Annotated in this window: 27 protein-coding genes and 4 pseudogenes; 29 read left to right on the top strand and 2 right to left on the bottom strand. The window is 35.8% G+C overall.

The features are described 5' to 3' along the window. Positions 1-60 precede the first annotated feature (60 nt). The 5 genes from E8M05_RS09090 (at position 61) to greA (ending at position 4,953) form a co-directional block, all read left to right on the top strand. Positions 61-657 (top strand): divisome accessory protein ZapJ, encoded by a 597-nt coding sequence (locus E8M05_RS09090; protein WP_003066174.1) that lies wholly within the window; start codon positions 61-63, stop codon positions 655-657. 33 nt (positions 658-690) lie between these two features. Continuing rightward, a complete protein-coding gene (murC, locus tag E8M05_RS09085) occupies positions 691-2,022 on the top strand; it encodes a UDP-N-acetylmuramate--L-alanine ligase (protein ID WP_003066173.1) in 1,332 nt (443 codons plus the stop codon). A 51-nt stretch (positions 2,023-2,073) separates the two neighbouring features. After that, complete coding sequence (locus tag E8M05_RS09080; protein WP_003066172.1) at positions 2,074-2,568, top strand: GNAT family N-acetyltransferase; 495 nt, start codon at positions 2,074-2,076, stop codon at positions 2,566-2,568. Between the two features lie 98 nt (positions 2,569-2,666). After that, positions 2,667-4,388 (top strand): endolytic transglycosylase MltG, encoded by a 1,722-nt coding sequence (gene mltG, locus E8M05_RS09075; RefSeq protein WP_003066171.1) that lies wholly within the window; start codon positions 2,667-2,669, stop codon positions 4,386-4,388. Between the two features lie 82 nt (positions 4,389-4,470). Next, entirely contained in the window at positions 4,471-4,953 is a 483-nt protein-coding gene (gene greA / locus E8M05_RS09070) for a transcription elongation factor GreA (protein WP_003066170.1), read from the top strand. A 293-nt stretch (positions 4,954-5,246) separates the two neighbouring features. Here greA and yidC read toward each other — a convergent pair whose 3' ends face one another. After that, on the bottom strand, positions 5,247-6,167 hold the full coding sequence (yidC, locus tag E8M05_RS09065; RefSeq protein ID WP_003066169.1) for a membrane protein insertase YidC: 921 nt from the start codon (positions 6,165-6,167) through the stop codon (positions 5,247-5,249). 89 nt (positions 6,168-6,256) lie between these two features. Continuing rightward, positions 6,257-6,535 (bottom strand): acylphosphatase, encoded by a 279-nt coding sequence (locus tag E8M05_RS09060; RefSeq protein ID WP_003066168.1) that lies wholly within the window; start codon positions 6,533-6,535, stop codon positions 6,257-6,259. A 177-nt stretch (positions 6,536-6,712) separates the two neighbouring features. Here E8M05_RS09060 and E8M05_RS09055 point away from each other — a divergent pair, with 177 nt between their 5' ends. From E8M05_RS09055 to racE, 24 genes and pseudogenes are all read left to right on the top strand, one after another. Then, on the top strand, positions 6,713-7,702 hold the full coding sequence (locus E8M05_RS09055) for a LacI family DNA-binding transcriptional regulator (RefSeq protein WP_003066167.1): 990 nt from the start codon (positions 6,713-6,715) through the stop codon (positions 7,700-7,702). A gap of 295 nt (positions 7,703-7,997) precedes the next feature. Then, on the top strand, positions 7,998-9,380 hold the full coding sequence (locus tag E8M05_RS09050; RefSeq protein ID WP_003066166.1) for a glycoside hydrolase family 32 protein: 1,383 nt from the start codon (positions 7,998-8,000) through the stop codon (positions 9,378-9,380). Positions 9,381-9,397: 17 nt separating this feature from the next. Further along, positions 9,398-10,672, top strand: coding sequence for an oligosaccharide MFS transporter (locus E8M05_RS09045; RefSeq protein ID WP_003066164.1), 1,275 nt, complete (start codon positions 9,398-9,400; stop codon positions 10,670-10,672). A 49-nt stretch (positions 10,673-10,721) separates the two neighbouring features. Continuing rightward, a complete protein-coding gene (locus E8M05_RS09040; RefSeq protein WP_003066162.1) occupies positions 10,722-11,465 on the top strand; it encodes a TrmH family RNA methyltransferase in 744 nt (247 codons plus the stop codon). Positions 11,466-11,564: 99 nt separating this feature from the next. Next, entirely contained in the window at positions 11,565-12,068 is a 504-nt protein-coding gene (locus E8M05_RS09035) for an HDIG domain-containing metalloprotein (protein WP_003066160.1), read from the top strand. Positions 12,069-12,116: 48 nt separating this feature from the next. Then, positions 12,117-12,809, top strand: coding sequence for a Bax inhibitor-1/YccA family protein (locus E8M05_RS09030; protein WP_003066158.1), 693 nt, complete (start codon positions 12,117-12,119; stop codon positions 12,807-12,809). Between the two features lie 127 nt (positions 12,810-12,936). Continuing rightward, positions 12,937-14,181, top strand: coding sequence for a diaminopimelate decarboxylase (locus E8M05_RS09025; protein WP_003066153.1), 1,245 nt, complete (start codon positions 12,937-12,939; stop codon positions 14,179-14,181). A 328-nt stretch (positions 14,182-14,509) separates the two neighbouring features. Next, positions 14,510-14,710, top strand: a complete 201-nt coding sequence (locus tag E8M05_RS09020) for a hypothetical protein (protein ID WP_003066150.1) — start codon at positions 14,510-14,512, stop codon at positions 14,708-14,710. 315 nt (positions 14,711-15,025) lie between these two features. Further along, a complete protein-coding gene (locus E8M05_RS09010) occupies positions 15,026-15,565 on the top strand; it encodes a DUF1697 domain-containing protein (protein WP_003066148.1) in 540 nt (179 codons plus the stop codon). A gap of 148 nt (positions 15,566-15,713) precedes the next feature. Then, positions 15,714-15,959, top strand: a pseudogene (locus E8M05_RS09005) (DUF961 family protein); the annotation flags it as partial. Between the two features lie 92 nt (positions 15,960-16,051). Continuing rightward, positions 16,052-16,372: a TfoX/Sxy family protein gene (locus tag E8M05_RS09000; protein ID WP_003019339.1), complete on the top strand. Its 321-nt coding sequence runs from the start codon at positions 16,052-16,054 to the stop codon at positions 16,370-16,372. A 109-nt stretch (positions 16,373-16,481) separates the two neighbouring features. Continuing rightward, a pseudogene (locus tag E8M05_RS08995) lies at positions 16,482-16,775 on the top strand (YdcP family protein); the annotation flags it as partial. A 100-nt stretch (positions 16,776-16,875) separates the two neighbouring features. Next, positions 16,876-17,493, top strand: coding sequence for a DNA alkylation repair protein (locus E8M05_RS08990; RefSeq protein ID WP_003066141.1), 618 nt, complete (start codon positions 16,876-16,878; stop codon positions 17,491-17,493). A gap of 207 nt (positions 17,494-17,700) precedes the next feature. Beyond that, positions 17,701-17,958, top strand: a complete 258-nt coding sequence (locus tag E8M05_RS08985; protein WP_002305255.1) for a DUF3781 domain-containing protein — start codon at positions 17,701-17,703, stop codon at positions 17,956-17,958. After that, complete coding sequence (locus E8M05_RS08980; RefSeq protein WP_003066134.1) at positions 17,955-18,425, top strand: GyrI-like domain-containing protein; 471 nt, start codon at positions 17,955-17,957, stop codon at positions 18,423-18,425. Before E8M05_RS08985 ends, E8M05_RS08980 begins: the two co-directional genes overlap by 4 nt. Before the next feature lie 81 nt (positions 18,426-18,506). Beyond that, positions 18,507-18,830, top strand: coding sequence for a hypothetical protein (locus E8M05_RS08975; RefSeq protein ID WP_041973905.1), 324 nt, complete (start codon positions 18,507-18,509; stop codon positions 18,828-18,830). Between the two features lies 1 nt (position 18,831). Next, positions 18,832-19,050, top strand: coding sequence for a replication initiation factor domain-containing protein (locus E8M05_RS08970; protein ID WP_003066130.1), 219 nt, complete (start codon positions 18,832-18,834; stop codon positions 19,048-19,050). A gap of 39 nt (positions 19,051-19,089) precedes the next feature. Beyond that, positions 19,090-19,197, top strand: a complete 108-nt coding sequence (locus E8M05_RS08960; protein WP_353733552.1) for a DUF3789 domain-containing protein — start codon at positions 19,090-19,092, stop codon at positions 19,195-19,197. Beyond that, the gene (locus tag E8M05_RS08955) at positions 19,198-19,419 is read left to right on the top strand and encodes a hypothetical protein (RefSeq protein ID WP_002317729.1); all 222 of its coding nucleotides are present in this window, start codon (positions 19,198-19,200) and stop codon (positions 19,417-19,419) included. A 76-nt stretch (positions 19,420-19,495) separates the two neighbouring features. Further along, on the top strand, positions 19,496-19,981 hold the full coding sequence (locus E8M05_RS08950) for a hypothetical protein (RefSeq protein ID WP_003066119.1): 486 nt from the start codon (positions 19,496-19,498) through the stop codon (positions 19,979-19,981). 68 nt (positions 19,982-20,049) lie between these two features. Next, positions 20,050-20,229 (top strand): annotated as a pseudogene (locus tag E8M05_RS08945) (hypothetical protein); the annotation flags it as partial. A 178-nt stretch (positions 20,230-20,407) separates the two neighbouring features. Next, positions 20,408-20,635 (top strand): annotated as a pseudogene (locus E8M05_RS11895) (site-specific integrase); the annotation flags it as partial. Between the two features lie 219 nt (positions 20,636-20,854). Then, the gene (locus E8M05_RS08935) at positions 20,855-21,097 is read left to right on the top strand and encodes a YneF family protein (protein ID WP_013852176.1); all 243 of its coding nucleotides are present in this window, start codon (positions 20,855-20,857) and stop codon (positions 21,095-21,097) included. Positions 21,098-21,269: 172 nt separating this feature from the next. Next, positions 21,270-22,079: a glutamate racemase gene (gene racE / locus E8M05_RS08930; RefSeq protein WP_003066111.1), complete on the top strand. Its 810-nt coding sequence runs from the start codon at positions 21,270-21,272 to the stop codon at positions 22,077-22,079.

Here is a 22,079-nt window from a genome sequence, read left to right as displayed (position 1 = left end):
GACTTCTTAGTGAGTGATGATAAGTAATTGGCATAGTGTGTTGAGAAAGGAAGTGATGCTGTGAGTAAAACTGTAAGACGCTTTCCCTTAGTTGCTGATGGTGAGCCAGTAAGTAATCCATCAAAAGCAATGGCTTTATACGAAAATGAAGATTTAATTACCAATATTCATGGAACTTATCATGAAAAGGACTACGACAACGTCACTAGAGACGATAACTTTGTTGGAAATATAAAAAATGATGCAGAGCGCATAAAAACAGTTAGCGAAGGTAAATCTTATGCGGAATTAGCGCGCGATGAAGCGAGACGAGATATTAAGAAAAAGCGTCAAGCTTACTTATCTAACGACGTTAAAAAGATGCCGTCAAAAGCAACTTTTCAACAACAACTAAAGGCTACTTTACCTAAAACTCCTGCTAAACCGACTAATAAACTTAGTCATTTAACAGAAAAAATGCATCAAGAAGACTATATCTTGGCAGAAATTCCCGTAACGTATAAAGAGCCAGATAATTCTTCTGTACCAAAACCAAAGAAAAACAACTATGATTTCTTGAAACGTAGCCAAATTTACAATAAGGAAGCTCAACAAAGCCAAAGGGAGCATAAGGTTGCTCAAGAGTTAAATTTGACACGCTTTGATGACGCTAATTAAACTGCCTAGCAGTTATTAAATAGAGGAGAAAAAATGTCTAAAACCTATCATTTTATCGGAATTAAAGGATCTGGTATGAGTGCCCTTGCCTTAATGTTGCACCAAATGGGACATAAGGTTCAAGGGAGTGATGTTAGTAAATATTACTTTACACAACGTGGTTTAGAACAAGCAGGCATTAAAATCTTGCCATTTTCTGAAGACAATATCACATCAGACGTTGAATTAATTGCCGGTAATGCTTTCCGTGAAGATAATAATGTTGAAATTGCCTATGCCGTTAATAATGGCTTTAAATTCAAACGATATCACGAATTCCTAGGTGATTTCATGCGCCAATTCACAAGTTTTGGTGTTGCAGGTGCACACGGAAAAACATCAACTACAGGTTTGTTGTCACATGTATTAAAAAATATTACAGATACCTCTTATTTGATTGGTGATGGTACTGGTCGTGGGTCAGCTAACAGCAACTATTTTGTTTTTGAGTCTGATGAATATCAACGCCATTTCATGCCTTATCACCCAGAATATTCTATTATTACAAATATTGACTTTGACCACCCTGATTATTTCAAGAGCATCGATGATGTTTTTGATGCATTTAATGACTATGCAAAACAAGTTCAAAAAGCTTTGTTCTTGTATGGTGATGATGCTTATCTTCGTAAAATCACGTCAGATGCTGACATTTACTACTATGGATTCAAAGATACAGATGACTTTGTTGCCTATGATATTGTTCGCACAACAAACGGTTCTGTTTTCAAAGTGAGACACGGTGATGAAGAACTTGGTTCATTCCATCTTCCAGCGTTTGGTCTCCACAATATTTTGAATGCGACTGCCGTTGTTGCCAATCTTTATATCGCTGGTATTGATATGGAATTGGTAGCAGAGCATATGAAGACATTTGCAGGGGTTAAACGTCGTTTCACTGAAAAAGTAATTAATAACACGACTATTATCGATGATTTTGCACACCATCCAACTGAAATCATTGCGACACTTGATGCTGCTCGCCAAAAATATCCAAGCAAGGAAATTGTAGCGATTTTCCAACCACACACCTTCACACGTACAATTGCCCTTTTGGATGAATTTACGAATGCTTTGAATCAAGCAGATTCTGTTTACTTGGCACCAATCTATGGTTCAGCACGTGAAGTTGACCACGGTGATGTTAAAGTTGAAGATTTAGCTAGTAAAATCCAAAAATCAGCTAAGGTGATTAGTCTTGAAAATGTATCACCACTACTTGACCATGATAGTGCCATTTATGTTTTTATGGGGGCTGGTGATATCCAAATGTATGAACGTGCTTTTGAAGAATTGTTAGCAAATTTGGCTAATAATACGCAATAAAAAATGTGGTGAAAAGGAGCAAAGAGCTCTTTTTCTTTTGAGGATGATTCTATGATGATAAGGAATGTATGTCTTGAGGATTTACAAGATATTATAGATATTGAACGCAAGAATTTCTCTGCAGAAGAAGCAGCAAGCCTAAAAGATATGAAGGAACGCATTCTGACTATTCCAGATACTTTTTTAGTAGCTGAGATTGACGGAAAGATTTGTGGCTATGTTGAAGGACCTGCCATTTTTCAACGCTATTTAACAGATGATTTATTCCATCAGGTTGTTTCAAATCCAGTTGACGGAGGATTTATTGCAATCACAAGCCTTTCAGTGGCTCCTGATTTCAAAGGACAAGGTATTGGAATGGCTTTACTGGCGACAATGAAAGATTTAGCAATTGCTCAAAAACGTATAGGGATTACACTTACTTGTCATGAGAATTTAATTTCTTACTATGAAAGAAATGGTTTTAGCGATGAAGGTGAATCAGAATCTACCCATGGTGGTTCTAGTTGGTATAACATGGTCTGGGAATCACCAATGATTGAGTGATGACATTATTAAGAATAGATAACAAACCACCCCCGTCAGTTGATTTTGCGCTATTTTTAGGTTATAATGGCGATTGATTAAGATTAGGAGGATAAGCTTTGACCGAATTTAACGACGATAAGCCAAAAACTCAAAAAGAAAAAAGTTTCAAGGAGCAAATTTTAGCTGAGTTAGAGGAAGCCAGACGTTTGCGTAAGCAACAAGATTTAGAACTTCAGCAGAAAGAAAGAGAAGCAGAGGAATTTGCACGTAAGACCGCAGAATTAATGGCAGAATACGAAGCTGAGGAACGAAAAGAGCGCCAAGAGGCGGAAATTCATGAAGAAAAGCACCGCCTTGAAGAAAAAGCTCAAACAGCTATTGCTGAAAACCAGATTGAAACGACGATAGATGACAAAGAGATTAATGATGTTTTGAAAACTATTAATCAAACTTTTAATCCCAACAGTTCAGTTTCAGAGGGGAGTGCTGAAAACGAACAGGAAAGTTATCTTGTCCGAGCAACAGATGGTGTTGGTTTTGCTGGTATTCCAGATATTCCTGAAGAAATTACAAGTGATGATTCTCAAGTTGCTGATTCTAATATTCAAGCCGATGAAAACGTTCAGGCTGCAGAAAGCATTACGGATAGCTCAGCAGAGACTAATATAGACTTGGAGAAAAACGTGGGAACAAAACGCAAAAGAAAACGCCAAAAAACCGATAGTTTGGCACGACGTATTGCCTTGTTCTTGATAACAGCTATTATTATTGCTTTATTGGCAACTGGTTTTTTTGTTTATCGATATGTTGATAGCGCTGTCGGAGCACTTGATAGCACATCAACAGAGTACGTTACCGTTGAAATTCCAGAAGGTTCAGGAAACAAATACATCGGACAAATTCTAGAAAAATCTGGTGTTATCAAGAGCGCAACTGTCTTTAATTACTATACAAAATTCAAAAATTATAGTAATTTCCAAAGTGGCTATTATAACTTACAAGCTAGTATGGATTTAGAGGAAATCTGTAAACTTCTTAAACAAGGTGGGACCGCAGAGCCAGAAGAACCTTCTCTAGGAAAAATTCTGGTGCCAGAAGGCTATACCATTAAACAAATTTCAGAAGCTGTTACAAAAAATACAGCGGATGATGATTCATCAACATCTTTCACAGCAGATGACTTTTTGTCGGTTGTTCAAGATGGATCTTTCATTTCAAAAATGGTTGAAAAATATCCGAAATTATTAGCGAATTTACCAAGTGCAGATGAGGCGACGTATCAATTAGAAGGTTACCTTTTCCCAGCTACTTATAGCTACTATGAAGATACAACCATGGAAGATTTGGTTGAGCAAATGATTTCAACAATGGATTCGTATATGTCTAGTTACTATGATACGATTTCTGAAAAAGGTATGACTGTCAATGAAGTGCTTACGCTAGCCTCATTGGTTGAAAAAGAAGGTTCAACAGATGATGACCGTCGCAATATTGCAAGTGTCTTTTACAACCGTTTAAATGCTAACATGGCTCTTCAAAGTAATATTGCTATTTTGTATGCTATGGGCAAACTTGGTGAAGAAACGACATTATCAGCGGATGCAAGTATTGACACATCCATTGATTCACCGTATAATGTTTATACCAATACTGGTTTGATGCCTGGTCCAGTTGATAGTCCAAGCTTGTCAGCTATTGAGGCGACTATTAATCCCGCTTCAACGGATTACTACTATTTTGTAGCCGATGTGAATACAGGAGCTGTTTATTACTCAGAAACCTATGAAGAGCATGAAGCAAATGTTGAAAAATATGTTAATAGTCAATTAGATGAATAATAAATACTGACAAACATGGTGTGCTTCACATCATGTTTGTATTTGTAGATTATCCAAATAAATTTTAGAAAAGAGATAGAAAATGGCAGAAAAAACTTATCCAATGACCCTCGCTGAAAAAGAACAACTCGAACAAGAATTAGAAGAATTAAAATTAGTTCGTCGTCCAGAAGTTGTCGAACGTATTAAAATTGCACGTTCATATGGTGACCTTTCTGAAAACTCAGAATACGATGCTGCTAAAGACGAACAAGCTTTTGTTGAAGGACAAATCCAAATTTTAGAAACTAAAATTCGCTATGCTGAAATCATTGACAGCGATGCTGTTGCCAAAGATGAAGTAGCGATTGGTAAAACTGTTACTGTTGAAGAAGTTGGTACAACTGATAAAGACGTTTACCATATCGTCGGTGCAGCTGGTGCTGATATCTTCTCAGGACGTATTTCTAACGAAAGCCCAATTGCGCAAGCTTTAATTGGTAAAAAAACAGGTGATATTGTTACTATCGAATCACCTGCAGGAAGCTACGACGTTAAAATCGTTAGTGTTGAAAAAACAGCTTAATAAAGTCAGAGCCCCACAAAGGGCTTTTAGAATGTAGATAAACCTATTTTTAACTGAGATAAGTTATAAATAATTATTGTCTCTGTTTGTTTTCAGGATTATTTGCGAGTGAAGCGAGCAAGAAAATGATACTTTGTGCCGCTTAAACAATCTGGGAGATTGTTAGAGATCTTATCTAGAAATAAAAAAGCGAGGAACCTAAGGGAAGTATCGAAAAAGACTTTTTCTTGAAGTTAAAAATTAAAAAGGAACAGGAAGTGCTAAACTTCCTGTTCCTTTTGGTTTTAGTTTTATTATTTACGTTTACGTTGTTTACCAGCGTTGCGGTTGCTTTTCTTAGGTTTGTTGCTAAGTTGTGCATTGTTAGCAGCTGGTGTTACGTCTTTACGAACTTTTGATTTGTAAGTTTTTGGTGGATTTTTTTCAAATTCAGCAGCAATTTTCTGACGAAGTTTTGGTTTGATGATGAGCATAGTAATCAATTGTTGGATGATTGAGAAGAAACCACCGACTAACCAATAAAGGAGAACACTTGCTGGCATGCTCATACCGAAGAATACCATCATAAGTGGCATAGCGTACATCGTACCTTTCATCGCAGCACGTTGTTCTTCAGCAACACCTTGCATAGACAACCATGATTGGAAGAGGTACAAGACGGCGATAACGGCTGTTAGAGGGATACTGCGTGTGCCAAGGTCTATTCCTAAGAAAGTACTTTCAGAGACACCTTGTGTGTATTGCGCAGCAAAATACATTGCTGAGAAGAATGGCATTTGGACGAGAAGTGGGAGACATCCCATACCACCAAGCATATTGATGCCATTTTCTTTTTGGGCAGCCATCAATTCTGTTTGGGCAGCTAATTTTTCTTCTTGTGTTGTTGCATTACGCATACGCTCGTTGATTGGTTCAAAGATTGGTTTAAGATAAGCCATCTTTTCAGATTGATAGCTTGCTTTCCAAGATTGGTAAAGTCCGAGCGGTAGAATAATACAACGAACAATGATAGTTACTAAGATAATAGCTAAACCAAAGCCAAGTCCAACATTATTAGCAAAATATTGGATAAGTTTTGCCATTGGTTCACCAAGAATGTACCAGATAGTACCAGTAGGATTACCATTTGAATCACGACTGACACAACCAGTTAGTAAGAACAATAACGATAAGCTGAGTCCTGAAAAGAGGACACGATTTAGTTTCTTTTTCAATAGATTATTTCCTTTTATTATAATACCCTACTATTTTACTGTTTTTTGGGCAATTTCTCAATACATCTGTAGTCTTATTTTTTAGTGTATTAGTTGACAATGCGAAAATCAGTGAAATCTTCGAAATTAGCAATTTTAACATCAACATAGGTAACCTTTGACCATTGTGAAGGACCTTTGCGAATTTCTTGGATGAATTTAGCTATTTTAGCTGAGTCCTCGGATTGAGCGAGAATTTCTACGGTGCCATCGTCATTATTCCAAACGCGACCATAAATATCCCCGAGTTCAAGGGCTAGGGCATAAGTCGAATAACGGAATCCAACACCTTGAACACGCCCTGAGACAATTAAGCGTACTTTTTTCATCTCACTTTCCTCCTTATAAATACTTGTTAACTTTATCTAGTTTTATTATAACATAAGCAGTTTATGACTGCTTATGTTATAATAGTCATAAAGTTAAAAAAAGAATAGTTAAGTAAGATTACTGATTAATGATTACTGGAATTGGTAGTTGTTAACTCAAAAATTAGTGAGGAATATATGTCCGAAAAACGTCCAAGACTTGAAGATGTAGCTGCTTTGGCGGGTGTTTCCAAAACAACTGTTTCCAGAGTTTTAAATAATAGGGGATACTTAAGTAAAGAAACAATTCAAAAAGTTAATGATGCAATGAAAGAAATAGGCTATCAGCCAAATATTATTGCACGACAATTCTATACACAAAAGACTAACTTAGTCGGACTTATCTTCCCTACTATTAATAACCCATTCTTTGCGCAACTAGAAGCTGAAATGGAACTTCTTTTGTACAAAAAAGGATATAAAGTTTTAATTGGTAATTCACAAAATGATCCAGATAAAGAAGAAGATTATTTGAATCAATTACTGAGTCATCAGGTTGATGGTTTAATTGTTGGGGCGCATAACCAGGGGTTAAGTGAGTATCAAAACAGAAACTTACCAATTGTTTCTATTGATAGAATTATGAATGAGGATATTCCTGTTATTTCTTCGGATAATTACCAAGGTGGGAGGATAGCTACAGAAAAACTAATTTCTGCTGACTGTCAGTATATCGTACATACTAATGGTCCTATAGAATTACAGACACCAGCTCAGAAGCGTCGTATTGGTTATGAAGATACCATGATAGAACATGGATTGACACCAATAACTTATCATCTTGACTTTAATATTAGTCAGGAAGAAAAAAGGGAGTGTCTACGTCACATTTTTGTAGAACATCCGGAAGTTGATGGTATTTTTGCATCTAATGATACTGATGCAGCTATTTTGTTATCTTTAGCACAAGAATTTGACCGTAATGTTCCAAATGATTTAAAAATTATTGGATATGATGGTGCAGATATGGTACGCTTATTACTCCCCCATCTTTCGACTATTCAGCAGCCTATCAATGAGATGGCTGAACTAGCAGTAACCATTTTAGATAATCGGATTAATGGTAAAGGTGACGAAACTACTTCATATACATTACCGGTGAAACTGATTGAAGGTAAAACTTGTTAAATATAAGCAGAAGTAATTAATATTTTTTACAACAGACTCTACATTCTATTTATATGAGAATGTAGAGTTTTTTGCTTGTTTTTACAAGTATATAAAATGTCACATTATTCCTAAAATAATAAGTTAGTATTTGGGTTAAGTCAATGGTGCTACTGGCTAAGATTTTTTTATTTTTTTTGCAAAAAAATATATCAACCGGTTGACATATGAAAATGTAAGCGTTATAATATAACTAACTTCTAGAGGAAAACGATTACATTATATGTTAACCGGTTGATATAAAAAGAGGATAATTATGAATGAAATGACTGTTACTAACCAACGTTATCGCCTTAACTATCATTTAATGGCCAAATCAGGATGGATTAATGATCCTAATGGTTTATCATATTTTAAGGGGTATTACCATATCTTTTATCAATATTATCCATATGACTCTGAGTGGGGGCCAATGCATTGGGGACATGCTAGAAGTAAAGATTTGGTTCATTGGGAAACACTACCAGTTGCTTTAACACCAGGAGAAAGTGAAGATGGCTGCTTTTCAGGTAGTGCGATTGAGTATGATGGAAAATTATGGTTGATTTATACTGGTCACCATTATACTGATCCAACAGATCAAGAACAATTTTATGAAGATCAGAATCTTGCCTACAGTACTGATGGTATCCATTTTACAAAATATGAAGGTAACCCTGTTTTGAGAACACCTGTCGGTAACACCAAACATTTTAGAGATCCAAAAGTTTGGCAAGATAGTGATAATTTCTATATGGTTTTGGGAAGTCAAGAGGAGAATGGATTAGGTAGAGCGTTGCTATATCGTTCTAAAAATTTAATTGATTGGGAATTTATTTCAGTATTATCACAAGCTATCGATTGTGATAGAGAAGGTTTTATGTGGGAATGTCCAGATTTCTTCAGATTAAATGGAGAAGATGTTTTACTAATGTCGCCACAAGGAGTCCAAGAAGATGGTGATAAATACCGTAACCTGAATCAGACAGGCTATTTACTTGGACAATTAGATGACAACAATGGTGTCTTCCATCGTGGGGAGTTTTTCGAGATTGATAATGGTCATGATTTCTATGCAACTCAAACTTTACTGACACCAGATGGACGTCGTGTTATGATAGCTTGGATGAATGCCTGGGATTCTCCGATGTATGAAAAAGAAGATGGTTGGGCAGGAGCTTTAACATTACCAAGAGAATTGGTTATTCGTGATGGTCGACTTTGTCAGTTGCCAATTAAAGAATTAAAAACTTTGCGCGAAAAGATATTATTTGATGGAAAACTTGAAAAAGATGTGCCTTATACTTTAGAAGATAGCAGTGAAATTATTATTGATGCTCAACATATTAATTCTGGTCAATTCTTAAGTCTTTTTGATGGTAGTAATAGTTTAAAAATATCCGTTGATCGTGATGGTGATCGAATTATTTTAAATCGAACAACTACTGATGGTGAACGTGTCGCTCATATGTCATTATCTGATAGCTTGTCTTTACATATTTATGTAGATAGTAGCTCTGTTGAAATTTTCATGAATCAAGGAAGTGTCACTTTTACAGAAAGGATGTATTGGCAGGATAAAATTAACCTAAGCCTGTTAGCAGACTGTGATAATCAATCACGTATCTATCAATTGGAAAGAAATGCAAATAGTTACTAAGATTTGAGAGGTAAATTATGAGTAATTTAAAAAAGTATACTGCTAATCCGTTTTATATGAGCAATTCCTTGATGATTCTTTTATTCTTTACAGGTTGGGGAATTTGGTGGTCATTTTTTCAAATTTGGTTAACAACTAAGCAAGGCTTTTCAGGAACACAAGTTGGAACAATCTATTCTTTCAATTCAGCTATAACATTGATTTTAATGTTTGTGTATGGTTCACTACAGGATAAGCTTGGAATCAAAAAAAATCTATTAATTTTTTGTGTTGCTTGTGAAGTATTTTTAGGTCCTTTCTTTACTTGGGTTTATGTTCCTCTATTAAAAAGTAATTTTATTGTCGGTGCTTTAATTGGTTCTATTTACCTTTCAGTAGCTTTTCTTGCTGCTTCACCAACTTTTGAAGCTTTAGCAGAACGAATGAGTCGTCGTTTTGGTTTTGAATATGGTCAAGCACGCGCATGGGGATCTTTTGGTTATGCTGTTGCGGCTTTAATCGCAGGCTTCATGTTTACACTAAATGCCTATTTGATTTTTTGGATTGGTTCAGTATTTTCAATTGTATTATTACTTGTTTTGCTTTTTGTTAAACCAGAAAATGACACAGCTATCGTTACAAAATATGAAAGTAAATCTGATAACCAAGATGTCAATAATTCACCATCGCTACTAGAAATTTTGAGTGTGTTCAAGATGCCTGATCTTTGGAAAATTGTTATTTTCATCAGTATGAGTTGGACTTTCTATACTGTTTTTGATCAACAAATGTTTCCTGAATTTTTCACTACATTCTTTGGAACAGAAACAGCAGGTCAACAAGCTTATGGTGTTCTTAACTCTTTAGAAGTATTCTTAGAATCAATTATGATGGGAATTATTCCAATTATGATGAGAAAGACAGGGGTTCGTAAAAGTCTATTGATTGGATTGGTTATTATGGTTCTACGTATTGGTGGCTGTGGTTTGGTAACTAATCCTCTTGGTGTATCAATCATTAAGCTTTTACATGCTCCAGAAACTGCAATTTTTATTCTTGCAATGTTCCGTTATTTTACCCTACACTTTGACACGCGTATTTCGACGACACTTTATATGGTAGGGTTTCAAATTGCTGCACAAGTTGGACAGATTATTTTTTCAACGCCATTTGGATTATTACATGATAAAATTGGCTATCAACCAACTTTCTTAATTGTGGCAGGTATTGTATTCATTTCTGCGATATATGCTTTCTTTGTTTTAAAAAAGGACGATCAAGATGTTTATGGACAACCTTTGGAAATAAATTAAACACTACACTAAATCTCCTATTTAGGAGATTTTTTGTTATAATGTAAGCATGCAAGTAGTTATAACCTCAAAATCGAATAATCTCATTAAAAAGGCTAAAAAGTTATTGAAAAAAAAGTATCGTGACCATTCTTATTTAATTGAAGGTTGGCATCTTTTTGAAGAAGCGGAAAAAGCAGGGGCAGAATTTTTAAATATTTTTGTTCTTGAGGACTATGCTGACCGCGTCAGCCATTTTTCAATGGTAACATATGTAACACCTGAGATTTTAAAAGAATTAACGGATTCTAAGACACCGCAGGGGATCATTGCTGAACTTGCTATGCCAAGCCTGCCTTTAGAGAATTTAAAGGTAGGGCGATATTTGGTACTGGAAGATGTTCAAGACCCAGGAAATGTGGGAACGATGATTCGTACAGCAGATGCCGCTGGTTTGGACGGTGTGTTGATTTCAGAAAAATCAGCTGATATTTACAATCAAAAAACGCTACGTTCCATGCAGGGTAGCCATTTTCATTTACCGATTTGGCGTACTAATGTGTATGAGGCTTGTCAGAAGTTACAAAATCTTGATGTACCGCTGATTGCCACAACACTTTCCAAAGAGTCTGTGTCTTACAAGACCGTTGAGCACAATGGAAATTTTGCGCTTGTCATGGGAAATGAAGGTAATGGTATCTCAGATTCAATGACAAAGCAAGCTGATATTTTGGCACATATTATTATGCCTGGGCAAGCAGAAAGTTTAAATGTTGCTGTGGCAACAGGAATTGTCCTTTTTCAGTTGATTTAATTTGAAAATTGCGGTGCAGGAAAAGTAATTTTTGAGAACTTATTTTCAGTTTAATTTAAGGTCATATGCTATAATTAGAGCGAAAGAAGGTGATTCTGCATGGAAGCATATAAAAAAGATAAAGAGTTTATGGAGCTTGTTGGTCATCTTATCCAACACCCTCGTTTTCAAAAATTAGATAATATTCCACAGCATCACTATTCGACGCGTATGGAACATTCTATTAATGTGGCTTATACGAGCTACAAGATTGCCAAAAAAATTGGTTGGGATGAAAAATCCACGGCGCGAGGAGGACTTTTACACGATTTCTTTTATTACGATTGGCGAGAAACGAAATTTAATAAAGGCCATGCTTGGGTACATCCGAGAATTGCTGTGCGTAATGCCAGAAAATTGACTACACTAAATAAACGTGAGGAAGATATTATCTTGAAACATATGTGGGGAGCAACAATTGCTCCACCGCGTTATAAAGAAGGTTATATCGTGACAATGGTGGATAAATATTGGGCTGTCAAAGAAGCCATTACCCCATTTCGTAATCGTTTTAATAAGAGAAAGCGTTACAGTCGTAAAATTTTACCTAGTAATCATCGCTAGAATGGATTGAGTTTAGAAGGATTTTCTAATAGTAAGAGAGGAGATTTCATGAATCATAACGATGTTATTTACACACAGACAGATAGTGCACTGAATCGTTTCTTTGCCAAGATTTACGGTTTGGTCGGAGTTGGAATTGGGTTATCAGCTTTGGTATCGTTTTTGATGCTATATGTGTTTACTGATAACATGATTAATATTATTGTTTACCATCCATTTGTTTATTATGTTGCTATCTTTTTAGAGCTTGCTTTGGTTTTCTTAGCTAGTAATGCTGCTCGTAAAAATACGCCTGCTGCTCTGCCGTTGTTTCTATTTTATTCGGCATTAAATGGCTTTACGCTTAGTTTTGTTATTGTGGCATATACGCAAGCAACGGTTGTTCAAGCCTTTGTTTCATCAGCTTTAGTCTTTGGTGTTATGGCTGTTATCGGAACTTTTGTTAAAAAAGATTTGTCTGGAATGGCTAAGGCACTTATGGCAGGGTTGATTGGTATCATTATTGCTAGTTTGGTCAATATGTTTATTGGTTCAGGCACAATGAGTTATATCATTAGTATCATTTCAGTTTTGATTTTCTCTGGTTTGATTGCTTATGATAATCAAATGATTAAACGTGTTTATGAGAGCACTGGTGGTAATGTTGGTGATGGTTGGGCAATTTCAATGGCCTTAAGTCTTTACCTTGATTTTATTAACTTGTTCTTGAGTTTGCTTCGTATTTTTGGAAATGACGATTAATATGATGAAAAGGAGTTGGTGCAGTTCAATCTGTATCGGCTTCTTTTATTTTTAGGGGATTTCCATTGGTGATTTTGGCGCTTTGTGTTATAATAGTCCTAATATTTTGAAAATTCGAGGGATAAATATGAAAACACCTTTTATTTCAGCTGAAGAGCTCCAAAAAATTACTGATGCATTTCCAACGCCATTTCATCTTTATGATGAAATGGGTATTCGTGAAAAAGCTCGCGCCTTAAACAAAGCTTTTGCTTGGAATAAGGGGTTCAAGGAGTATTTTGCGGTTAAGGCAACACCGACACCTGCGATTTTGAAGATTCTTCAAGAGGAAGATTGTGGTGTAGATTGTGCGACAGAAGTGGAATTATTGATGAGTCACAAGCTTGGTTTTACCGATATTATGTTTTCATCGAACGATACTCCTGCGCGTGAATTTAGATATGCTAAAGAAATCGGAGCAACGATTAATCTTGATGCTTATGAGCATATTGCTTTCTTGAAAGAAGCGGCTGGGCTTCCTGAAACCGTTTCGCTTCGTTACAATCCAGGAGGTGTTTTTGCTCTTGGAACAGATATTATGGATAACCCCGAAGAATCTAAATTTGGGATGACTAAAGCCCAATTGATTCAAGGGTTCAAAGATTTGAAGGCAGAAGGCGTCAAAAACTTTGGTATTCATTCATTTCTTGCTTCAAATACAGTCACAAATGATTACTATCCTGAATTGGCGCGTCAATTATTTGAATTGGCAGTTGAGGTTAAAGAAAAAACAGGTGTAGCTGTCAGCTTTATCAATTTGTCTGGTGGTGTTGGGGTCAACTATCGTCCCGAACAAGAACCAAATGACATTGCTGTGATTGGTAAAGGCGTTCATCGTGTCTTTGATGAGGTGTTGATTCCAGCTGGACTTGGTGATGTCAAAATATTTACCGAACTTGGTCGCTTTATGTTGGCGCCGCATGGTTTACTTGTAACCAAAGTTCGTCATCGTAAACAAACTTATCGAACTTATATTGGAGTCGATGCGTCAGCAGTTAACCTGATGCGCCCTGCCATGTATGATGCTTATCATCATATCACTAACGTGTCTAATCCTAATGGCAAACTTGAAGTGGTTGACGTTGTCGGCTCACTTTGTGAAAACAATGATAAATTTGCAAAACAGCGTGAATTGCCAGAAGCGCGTGTTGGTGATACGCTTGTGGTTCATGATACTGGTGCGCATGGTTTTTCAATGGGCTATCAGTATAATGGTCGCCTACGTTCAGCCGAAATCCTTTACCAAGAAGACGGTGGTGCTCGCTTAATCCGCCGTGCAGAAACACCAGAAGATTATTTCGCAACTATCGAAGGATTTGATTTCGATAACTAACATACCACCATAAAGCACTCGCTTGTGCAATCAAAGTATTGATTAGCATAAAGCGGGTGTTTTTTAGTTAAAAATATAATAAAAATCTGATTATCCGCTAAAACACAGTATCTATCAGCATTTTCAAGGAAATAAATACATCAACTTACTACTTATTTACTACCATTGAATGAGCCTTGATACGCAAAGTTTTCCTAGATATGGTACAGCATATCAGTATTGAAACAGGAAAAATTGAATAACTCATAGACTATGGAATACCTAAAATGACGTTCCATCTCTATTTTATTACCCAAAATGAAAGTAGCATTAGATTTATGAAAAAATATTGAAACGATTGTGTGCGGGCGTACTTGCCCTAGCGACTGTCGTTACCACCTTATCGAGTACATCTGTTCATGCGGAAAGTAAACAATACTGGGCGCAATCCAATGAGCGTGTCTCTATCGTTGAAAAAATAATGAATGACGATTTGGAGGTAATGACTGACACAGTCTATAAAGGAATTATCCGCGCTAGCAGGATATAAAATGACCTATCCATTGACAATCAAAGCTGGCGAAAAGTATTTTAAGTACGAATAAAAGGTAAAACTTGCCAATCCAGTAGCCGATACGGTATCAGGAAAAAACTATACGGGTGCAGATGTGGACTGGTATGTAAAGGCAGAGGATATTGTGTTGAAGAATAAAGGCAATCAAAACGCAGGCAATCCACAGAACCATACACCGCAGGGACAGACGAAAAAATAGGCTTAGTGAATAGATTTTCATTGTAGCGGATATGTGGAACTGTTATAATATGGAATGAAAACAAATTAAATTCATGTAAAGGTAGTGGTGTTATGAAAAGGTATATTGCATTTCTTCGAGGTATAAATATCAGCGGAAAAAATAAAATTTCAATGGCAGAACTAAAAAAGAATTTTGAAGAACTTGGTTTCGAGGAAGTTAAAACATACCTAAATAGTGGCAATGTGATTTTTTTGAGTGATGAAGAAAATATAGGAAAATTAACAATTCAAATTGAAACCATGATAAAGGAATATTTTGGATTTGATATCCCTATCTTTTGTATGTCCAAAGAAGAACTTGAAAATATTTTACAAAATGCTCCTGATTGGTGGGGCAACGAAAATAAAGAAATTTATGACAATTTGATTTTTATTATGCCCCCTGCCACGTTTTCTGATGTTTTCAATGAAATTGGAGAACCGAAAGAAGAATTAGAAAAGATAAGAAATTATAAAGATGTTATTTTCTGGTCTTTTAGTCGAAAGGATTATCAAAAAACAAATTGGTGGTCTAAGACAGCAAGTACAAATATTAGTGGAAAGCTGACAATAAGAACAGCAAATACAGTTAGAAAACTAGCTAAAATGTAATTACTTTTTTACCACAGTTTATATTTCATATCCATACACGCAAAGCAGTTAGTCTGAGGATTGACTGCTTTTTTCGTACCCAGAAAGGAGTGATTGATTTATGCGTATGATTTTGGAATAAAGGACACCGAGTCCCCAGCTTAAAAAGCGTATCTATGATTTGAAGTGCAGTCTGCATGGTGGAATTATCCCCGTGTCTGTACCGCCAGAAGTGCCGTTAAGGGAATTTCCCTACAATGCAGTCGTGGAGCTTGTCAATCCCGCAGCCGATACAGTATCAAGAAAAACTTTTACTGGTGCTGATGTAGACAGGTATGTAAAGGCAGAGGATATTGTATTGAAGAATAAAGGCAATCCACAGAATAATAACACGCAGGAACAGGCCAAAAAATAAGCCAACATCTTATATTTTTATTGTAGCGGATATATGGAACTGTTATAATATGGATATGAAGAAACGAGCAAATTTGAATTTGAGGTGGAAATATGGCATCAAGCAAGGAATATTTAGAGTTTATTTTAGGGCAGTTATCTGAGTTAGAAGAAATTACTTATCGAGCTATGATGGGAGAATTTATTATCTATTATCGTGGCAAGATTGTAGGTGGTATCTATGATGATAGATTGCTTGTTAAACCAGTGAAATCGGCAATTAGTTATATGCCGACAGCTCCGTATGAATTACCCTATGAGGGAGCAAAAGAAATGTTGTTGGTAGATGAAGTTGATAATAAGGAATTTTTAGCAGGATTATTTAATGCTATGTATGATGAGTTACCAAATTCAAAACCGAAAAAGAAGAAATAATAAACGCCCAGTTTGAAAACTTTATATCCATACACACAAAGCAGTTAGTCTTAGGATTGACTGTTTTTTCATACCCAGAAAGGAGTGATTGATTTATGTGCATGATTTGGAACAAAGGACATCGAGTACCCAGCTTAAAAAGCGTATCTATGATTTGAAGTGCAGTCTGCATGGTGGAATTATCCCCGTATCTGTACCGCCAGAAGTGCCGTTAAGGGAATTTCCGTACAATGCAGTCGTGGAGCTTGTCAATCCCGCAGCCGATACAGTATCAAGAAAAACTTTTACTGGTGCTGATGTAGACAGGTATGTAAAGGCAGAGGATATTGTATTGAAGAATAAAGGCAACCAGAACGCAGGTAATCCACAGAACTCTACACCGCAGGGACAGCCGAAAAAATAAACTTACGAAATAGATTTTCATTGTAGCGGATATATGGAACTGTTATAATATGGATATGAAGAAACGGACAAATTAGAATTTGGTGAGGAGATGAGGCTGTTTGAAAAAATATATTGCTACTTTAGAAAAAGAATTTTCTTTAATAGAAAATGGGTTCAAAGAGGAAGAAAAAAGAGCTTTTTTAGATTATAAATCCAATGATAGTGAACATAGTAAAACATTGGCATTTTTAGCCTATAAGTCTGATGTGTATCAAGTAAGAATGTACGGCGTATTTCTTTTTGGTTATTTATCAGAAGATGAAAATATTTTAGAATTTATGAGAGATGAGGTTTCGCATGACGATAATTGGAGAGTTCAAGAAGTTTTAGCAAAGGCGTTTGATGAATTTTGCAAGAAAACAGGATATAAACAGGCACTTCCAATTATAGATGAATGGTTAAAAAGTAGTAATCCTAATACAAGGAGAGCTGTTACAGAGGGATTGAGAATATGGACAAGTAGACCATATTTCAAAGAAAATCCGAATGAAGCTATTAAAAGAATTTCCGGCTTAAAAGAGGATACAAGTGAATATGTTAGAAAATCAGTTGGGAACGCTTTAAGGGATATTAGTAAGAAGTTCCCAGAGTTAATTAGAATTGAACTTGATAGCTGGCACTTAGAAACTAAAGAAATTAAACAAGTTTACAAGCTTGCAAATAAATTGATTGTATGACAAATTCCAGTTTGACAATTTCATATCCATACACACAAAGCAGTTAGTCTTAGGATTGACTGCTTTTTTCGTACCTAGAAAGGAGTGATGAAAAGATGTGCTGTTAGAACTTTTTAATAAGATTATCGGAGCATAAAATTTTATTGTGGTACTGATATGCGAATGTTATAATTGGGATATAAAACATACAAATAAATTTGCTGAAAAATGAGGTATCAAAATATGGAAAATGAATTACTGGAAAACTTAGGAAGACTTCACACAACTGAACTTGGCGTTATTAGAATTAAAAAGAACTTATCTTTGAATGTAGAAAATGTAATTGAATGGTGCAAAGAAAAAATTAGCCTTTCTAATGCGGAAATCACAAGAAAAGGAAAAAACTGGTATATAACGATTGATAATTGTATTATAACGGTAAATGCGTACAGTTATACCGTTATCACTGCTCACAAGGTAAAATGATAAATTTTTCTATAAAGGAATTAAACGCATTTGCAGTTATTGGGCAAGAAGTAGAACTGACTAATTATCAAAAAAAGAATATTCAGATTAGTACACAGTTTTGGAGAAAGTTTAACAGTAGTTTGAAAAAAGCGTATCTTTCACAATCGGGAAATTGGGTAAAATATGCTTTTATGGAAAGAAGAAATGGAAAACTTTATTATTTCTGTTCTATTCCCCAAAGAACCATTACCCCAGAGGGCTTTCTGTATAAAGAAATACCGTCTTATAAATATTTGGTTGTGGAGCATATTGGTGCTATGGATAAAATATATGAAACTTATGGCAAGATTTATCAAGAAATTATTCCTAGTACATCGTATATTCCTATAAAAGATATTATCCTACACTTTGAAAAATACGATTATCGTTTTCATTGGAATAGTGATAATTCAGTTATTGAAATTTGGATACCTATTCAAGATTGAAAGCAATTTCATATCCATACACAAAGCAGTTGGTCTTAGGATTGACTGCTTTTTTCATATCCAGAAAGGAGTGATTGATTTATGCGTAAGATTTGGAACAAAGGACATCGTATCAGAGCCAGCGACAAGCACCTTGTTTACCACTTTTCCATAGGGACGCTTCTGTTTGTATTCGTGGCGGTTCTATTGCTATTGAATATAAAACAGCTCATGCGTACCGATTGGGAGCATTTCGGCTTGTTAGAAAACGGCTTGACGCTTTCCCCTTACAACTTTATAACGATACTGATAGCGACTGGTGTTTGTACATTGGTCGCTTTTCTGTATTATCGCTTCTGCTACGACAGTTTCAAGAAGCTCCTACACTGTCAAAAGCTGGCAAGAATGGTACTGGAAAATAAATAGTATGAAACTGACGACAAAGCCAGAGCCTTACACCTTAGACCGCACATTGCGTTGGGTACAACGGCAGGTAGCACCGACCTTGAAAATGCTGAAAAAGATTGATAAGGGAAACGGTACAGACTACATGGAAACAATCGAAAAGCAGGCAACCTTGAGTGAAAAACATAAAATGATAATCAAACAGCAGACGACCCCTGCAAAAGATTTAGTGGAAAGTTAGGAGTGATAAAAAATGTGGGAATTAGGAAAAGACTTCCTGTTGGTATCTATGGGAATGGGTATCGGCGTAGTCTTGATGTGTATTTTGAGTGTTGGCAAAGAAGCTGACTATAAAATGAAACAATTAAAAGAAAGCGAGGACAATTAAATGAATTTCGGGCAAAATTTGTATCAATGGTTTTTAAGCAACGCACAGAGCCTAGTGCTTATGGCGATTGTGGTTATCGGTATCTACTTAGGGTTCAAACGTGAATTTTCAAAGCTCATTGGCTTCTTGGTAGTTGCCCTTGTCGCAGTCGGCTTGGTATTCAACGCTGGCGGTGTGAAAGATGTACTGTTAGAGCTGTTCAATAAGATTATTGGTGCGTAAAACCTTATTGTAGTGTTTATATAGGGCTGATATAATTGAAATATCTTAATAAAATATCAAAGGAGAAACCTATTTTATGAGCCAAAATTTTCAATATACTAAACAATTCAATTTTTTTACTGATAAAGAAATTGAAGAACAGTTAAAGAAGTCTGATTATAAACACTTGTATAAATGGTTTGATACTGACATACCCAATGATAATCCAAAGCTAATTAGACCTAGCAATAATTTTGAAAATAAACTTGCTGACGAGAGAATATATTATTTTGCATATATAAAATTTTTCAAAATGGACAATCAATTATATGGGATTGTTGCAGGAAAAACAAAGTCTAAATTAGTTAATAGAACTTCTGATGTGAATTTTACAAAAAATTTGAAATATGCTCCTAAAACAAAATGGAACGCAAAAGAATTTCTTGTTCTAAATAACCTTGAATGGGAAAAAAGTAAAATTTTAGTAATTATTCCAAAACAAACAGAGATTGGGTTAAAAGAGAAAGAAGCAAAACAAATAGAAAATTGGTTGCAAAAAGAATTTAATTTGTTCGGTAGTTGATATTGAAAGCAGTTAGTCTTAGGATTGACTGCTTTTTTCTTACCTAAATTTCAGATTGGAGTGATGAAATGAATGATATTTTTAAGGATATGCAGGCAAAAGTCGGCTGTGATTATATTTCTGACCTGCCCTCTTACAAACGTAAGGTATGGCAGGAAATGAAACGACTGAACCCTGCCGATTATGAAGAAAAGCAGTTGGAAGATTTTTCAAAGTATGTGTTTGGTATGTCGTACCAGACCTTAAAAAGACACATGCTGGGAAGCGTGATGGTATATCATTGAGGGAAAAAGAAGCACAGATAAAAAGCGGAACGATGGTATCGACACAGTCAGCGGTAAAATGGCAGTCTGCCAGCTCTATGACAAGAAGAACAGTCAAGGAAAGAATATCAAGAGGACTACTGAAAAATGACCCGTTGGATATGAGGGGCTGGTGCGAGAACTGATTAACAAGTATCACATGGACAAGTTACTGAACATCACACCACATTTATTCCGACATACTTACTGTACAAATATGACAAACAGAGGAATGAACTCAAAAACTCTCCAATATCTCATGGGACACGCTAACATAACCATGACACTTGGCTGTGACGCACACGGTACATTTCAGTCTGAAAAAGTGGAGCTGAAAAGACTGGCTTGTTAATATCGGAGCTTATATATACTACTCATTTACTACTTTTGGTTGCATTTTCATGCTGGTAAATGCCAGCTTATCAACTTATGAAAAGATAATCAGAAATTTAGTAAGCTTTTTAGTTAAAAAGACTTACAATTCATTTGACAAAAACCATTCAAGAATTTGTAAACTCTTTCTATTTTTGCTATAATGAGTGTTGTAGAAAAACTTAGGAGAAAATTATTCATGACAACATTTCTTTGGATTTTGTTAGTTTTGGTTGCCCTTCTTGGCGGCCTTGTTGGTGGCGTTTTCATTGCTCGTAAACAGTTTGAAAAGGAAATTGGTGAACACCCACGTTTGACGCCTGAAGCGATCCGTGAAATGATGAGCCAAATGGGTCAAAAACCTAGCGAAGCTAAGATTCAACAAACTTATCGTAACATTATCAAACAATCAAAAGCAGCTGCAACCAAAGCTAAAAAATAATCTTTAAGCTTTGGTTTGAAAAAATAATTGTCAATTGCTGTGATTGGTGTCGTTGATATTCCAAAAAGTCAGTCTTTTGGCTAAGATTTTCGAGCACAGAGCTCAGAAATGAATGACTCAGTTGGCTCACCAACTGAGTTTTTTCTAAGTCCATGATTAGAAAGAAGATTCTATGGATAATAGACCAATTGGTTTTTTAGATTCTGGAGTTGGTGGCTTAACAGTTGTACGTGAGTTAATGCGTCAGCTGCCACATGAAGAAATTGTATATATTGGAGATTCTGCTAGAGCACCGTACGGTCCTAGACCTGCTGAACAGATTCGCGAATACACTTGGGAATTGGTTAATTTTCTCTTGACACAAAATGTTAAGATGATTGTATTTGCTTGCAATACTGCAACAGCAGTCGCTTGGGAAGCAGTTAAGGAAAAACTGGATATTCCTGTTTTGGGAGTTATTTTGCCAGGTTCTAGCGCAGCCATTAAATCAACTCGCAATGGAAAAATCGGTGTGATTGGAACGCCGATGACAATCAAGTCGGATATTTATCATCAAAAAATAAAATCATTGGCACCGCAAATGAACGTTACAAGCCTCTCTTGTCCTAAATTTGCTCCTCTTGTAGAATCTAACGAAATGACATCAAGTGTTGCTAAAAAAGTTGTTTATGAAACGTTAGCACCGCTTGTTGGTAAAGTCGATACATTAGTGCTCGGATGTACACACTATCCTTTACTTCGTCCGATTATTCAAAACGTAATGGGACCGAATGTCAAACTTATTGATAGTGGGGCTGAATGTATTCGTGATGTATCGGTTTTGTTAAATTACTTTGAAATTAATCGCAGTCGCACACAAGATGATGTGACTCATGCGTTTTACACAACAGCAAGTAGCCAGAGTTTCAAAGAAATTGCTGTGAATTGGCTTGCTAAAGATATTGATGTGCAACACGTCGATTTGAAAAAGCTGAACAAATAG

Source organism: Streptococcus pasteurianus, assembly GCF_004843545.1.
Taxonomy (GTDB): Bacteria; Bacillota; Bacilli; order Lactobacillales; family Streptococcaceae; genus Streptococcus; species Streptococcus pasteurianus.
The sequence above is the reverse complement of the archived record's forward strand: the minus strand, read 5'-3'. Positions and strand labels throughout refer to the sequence as shown.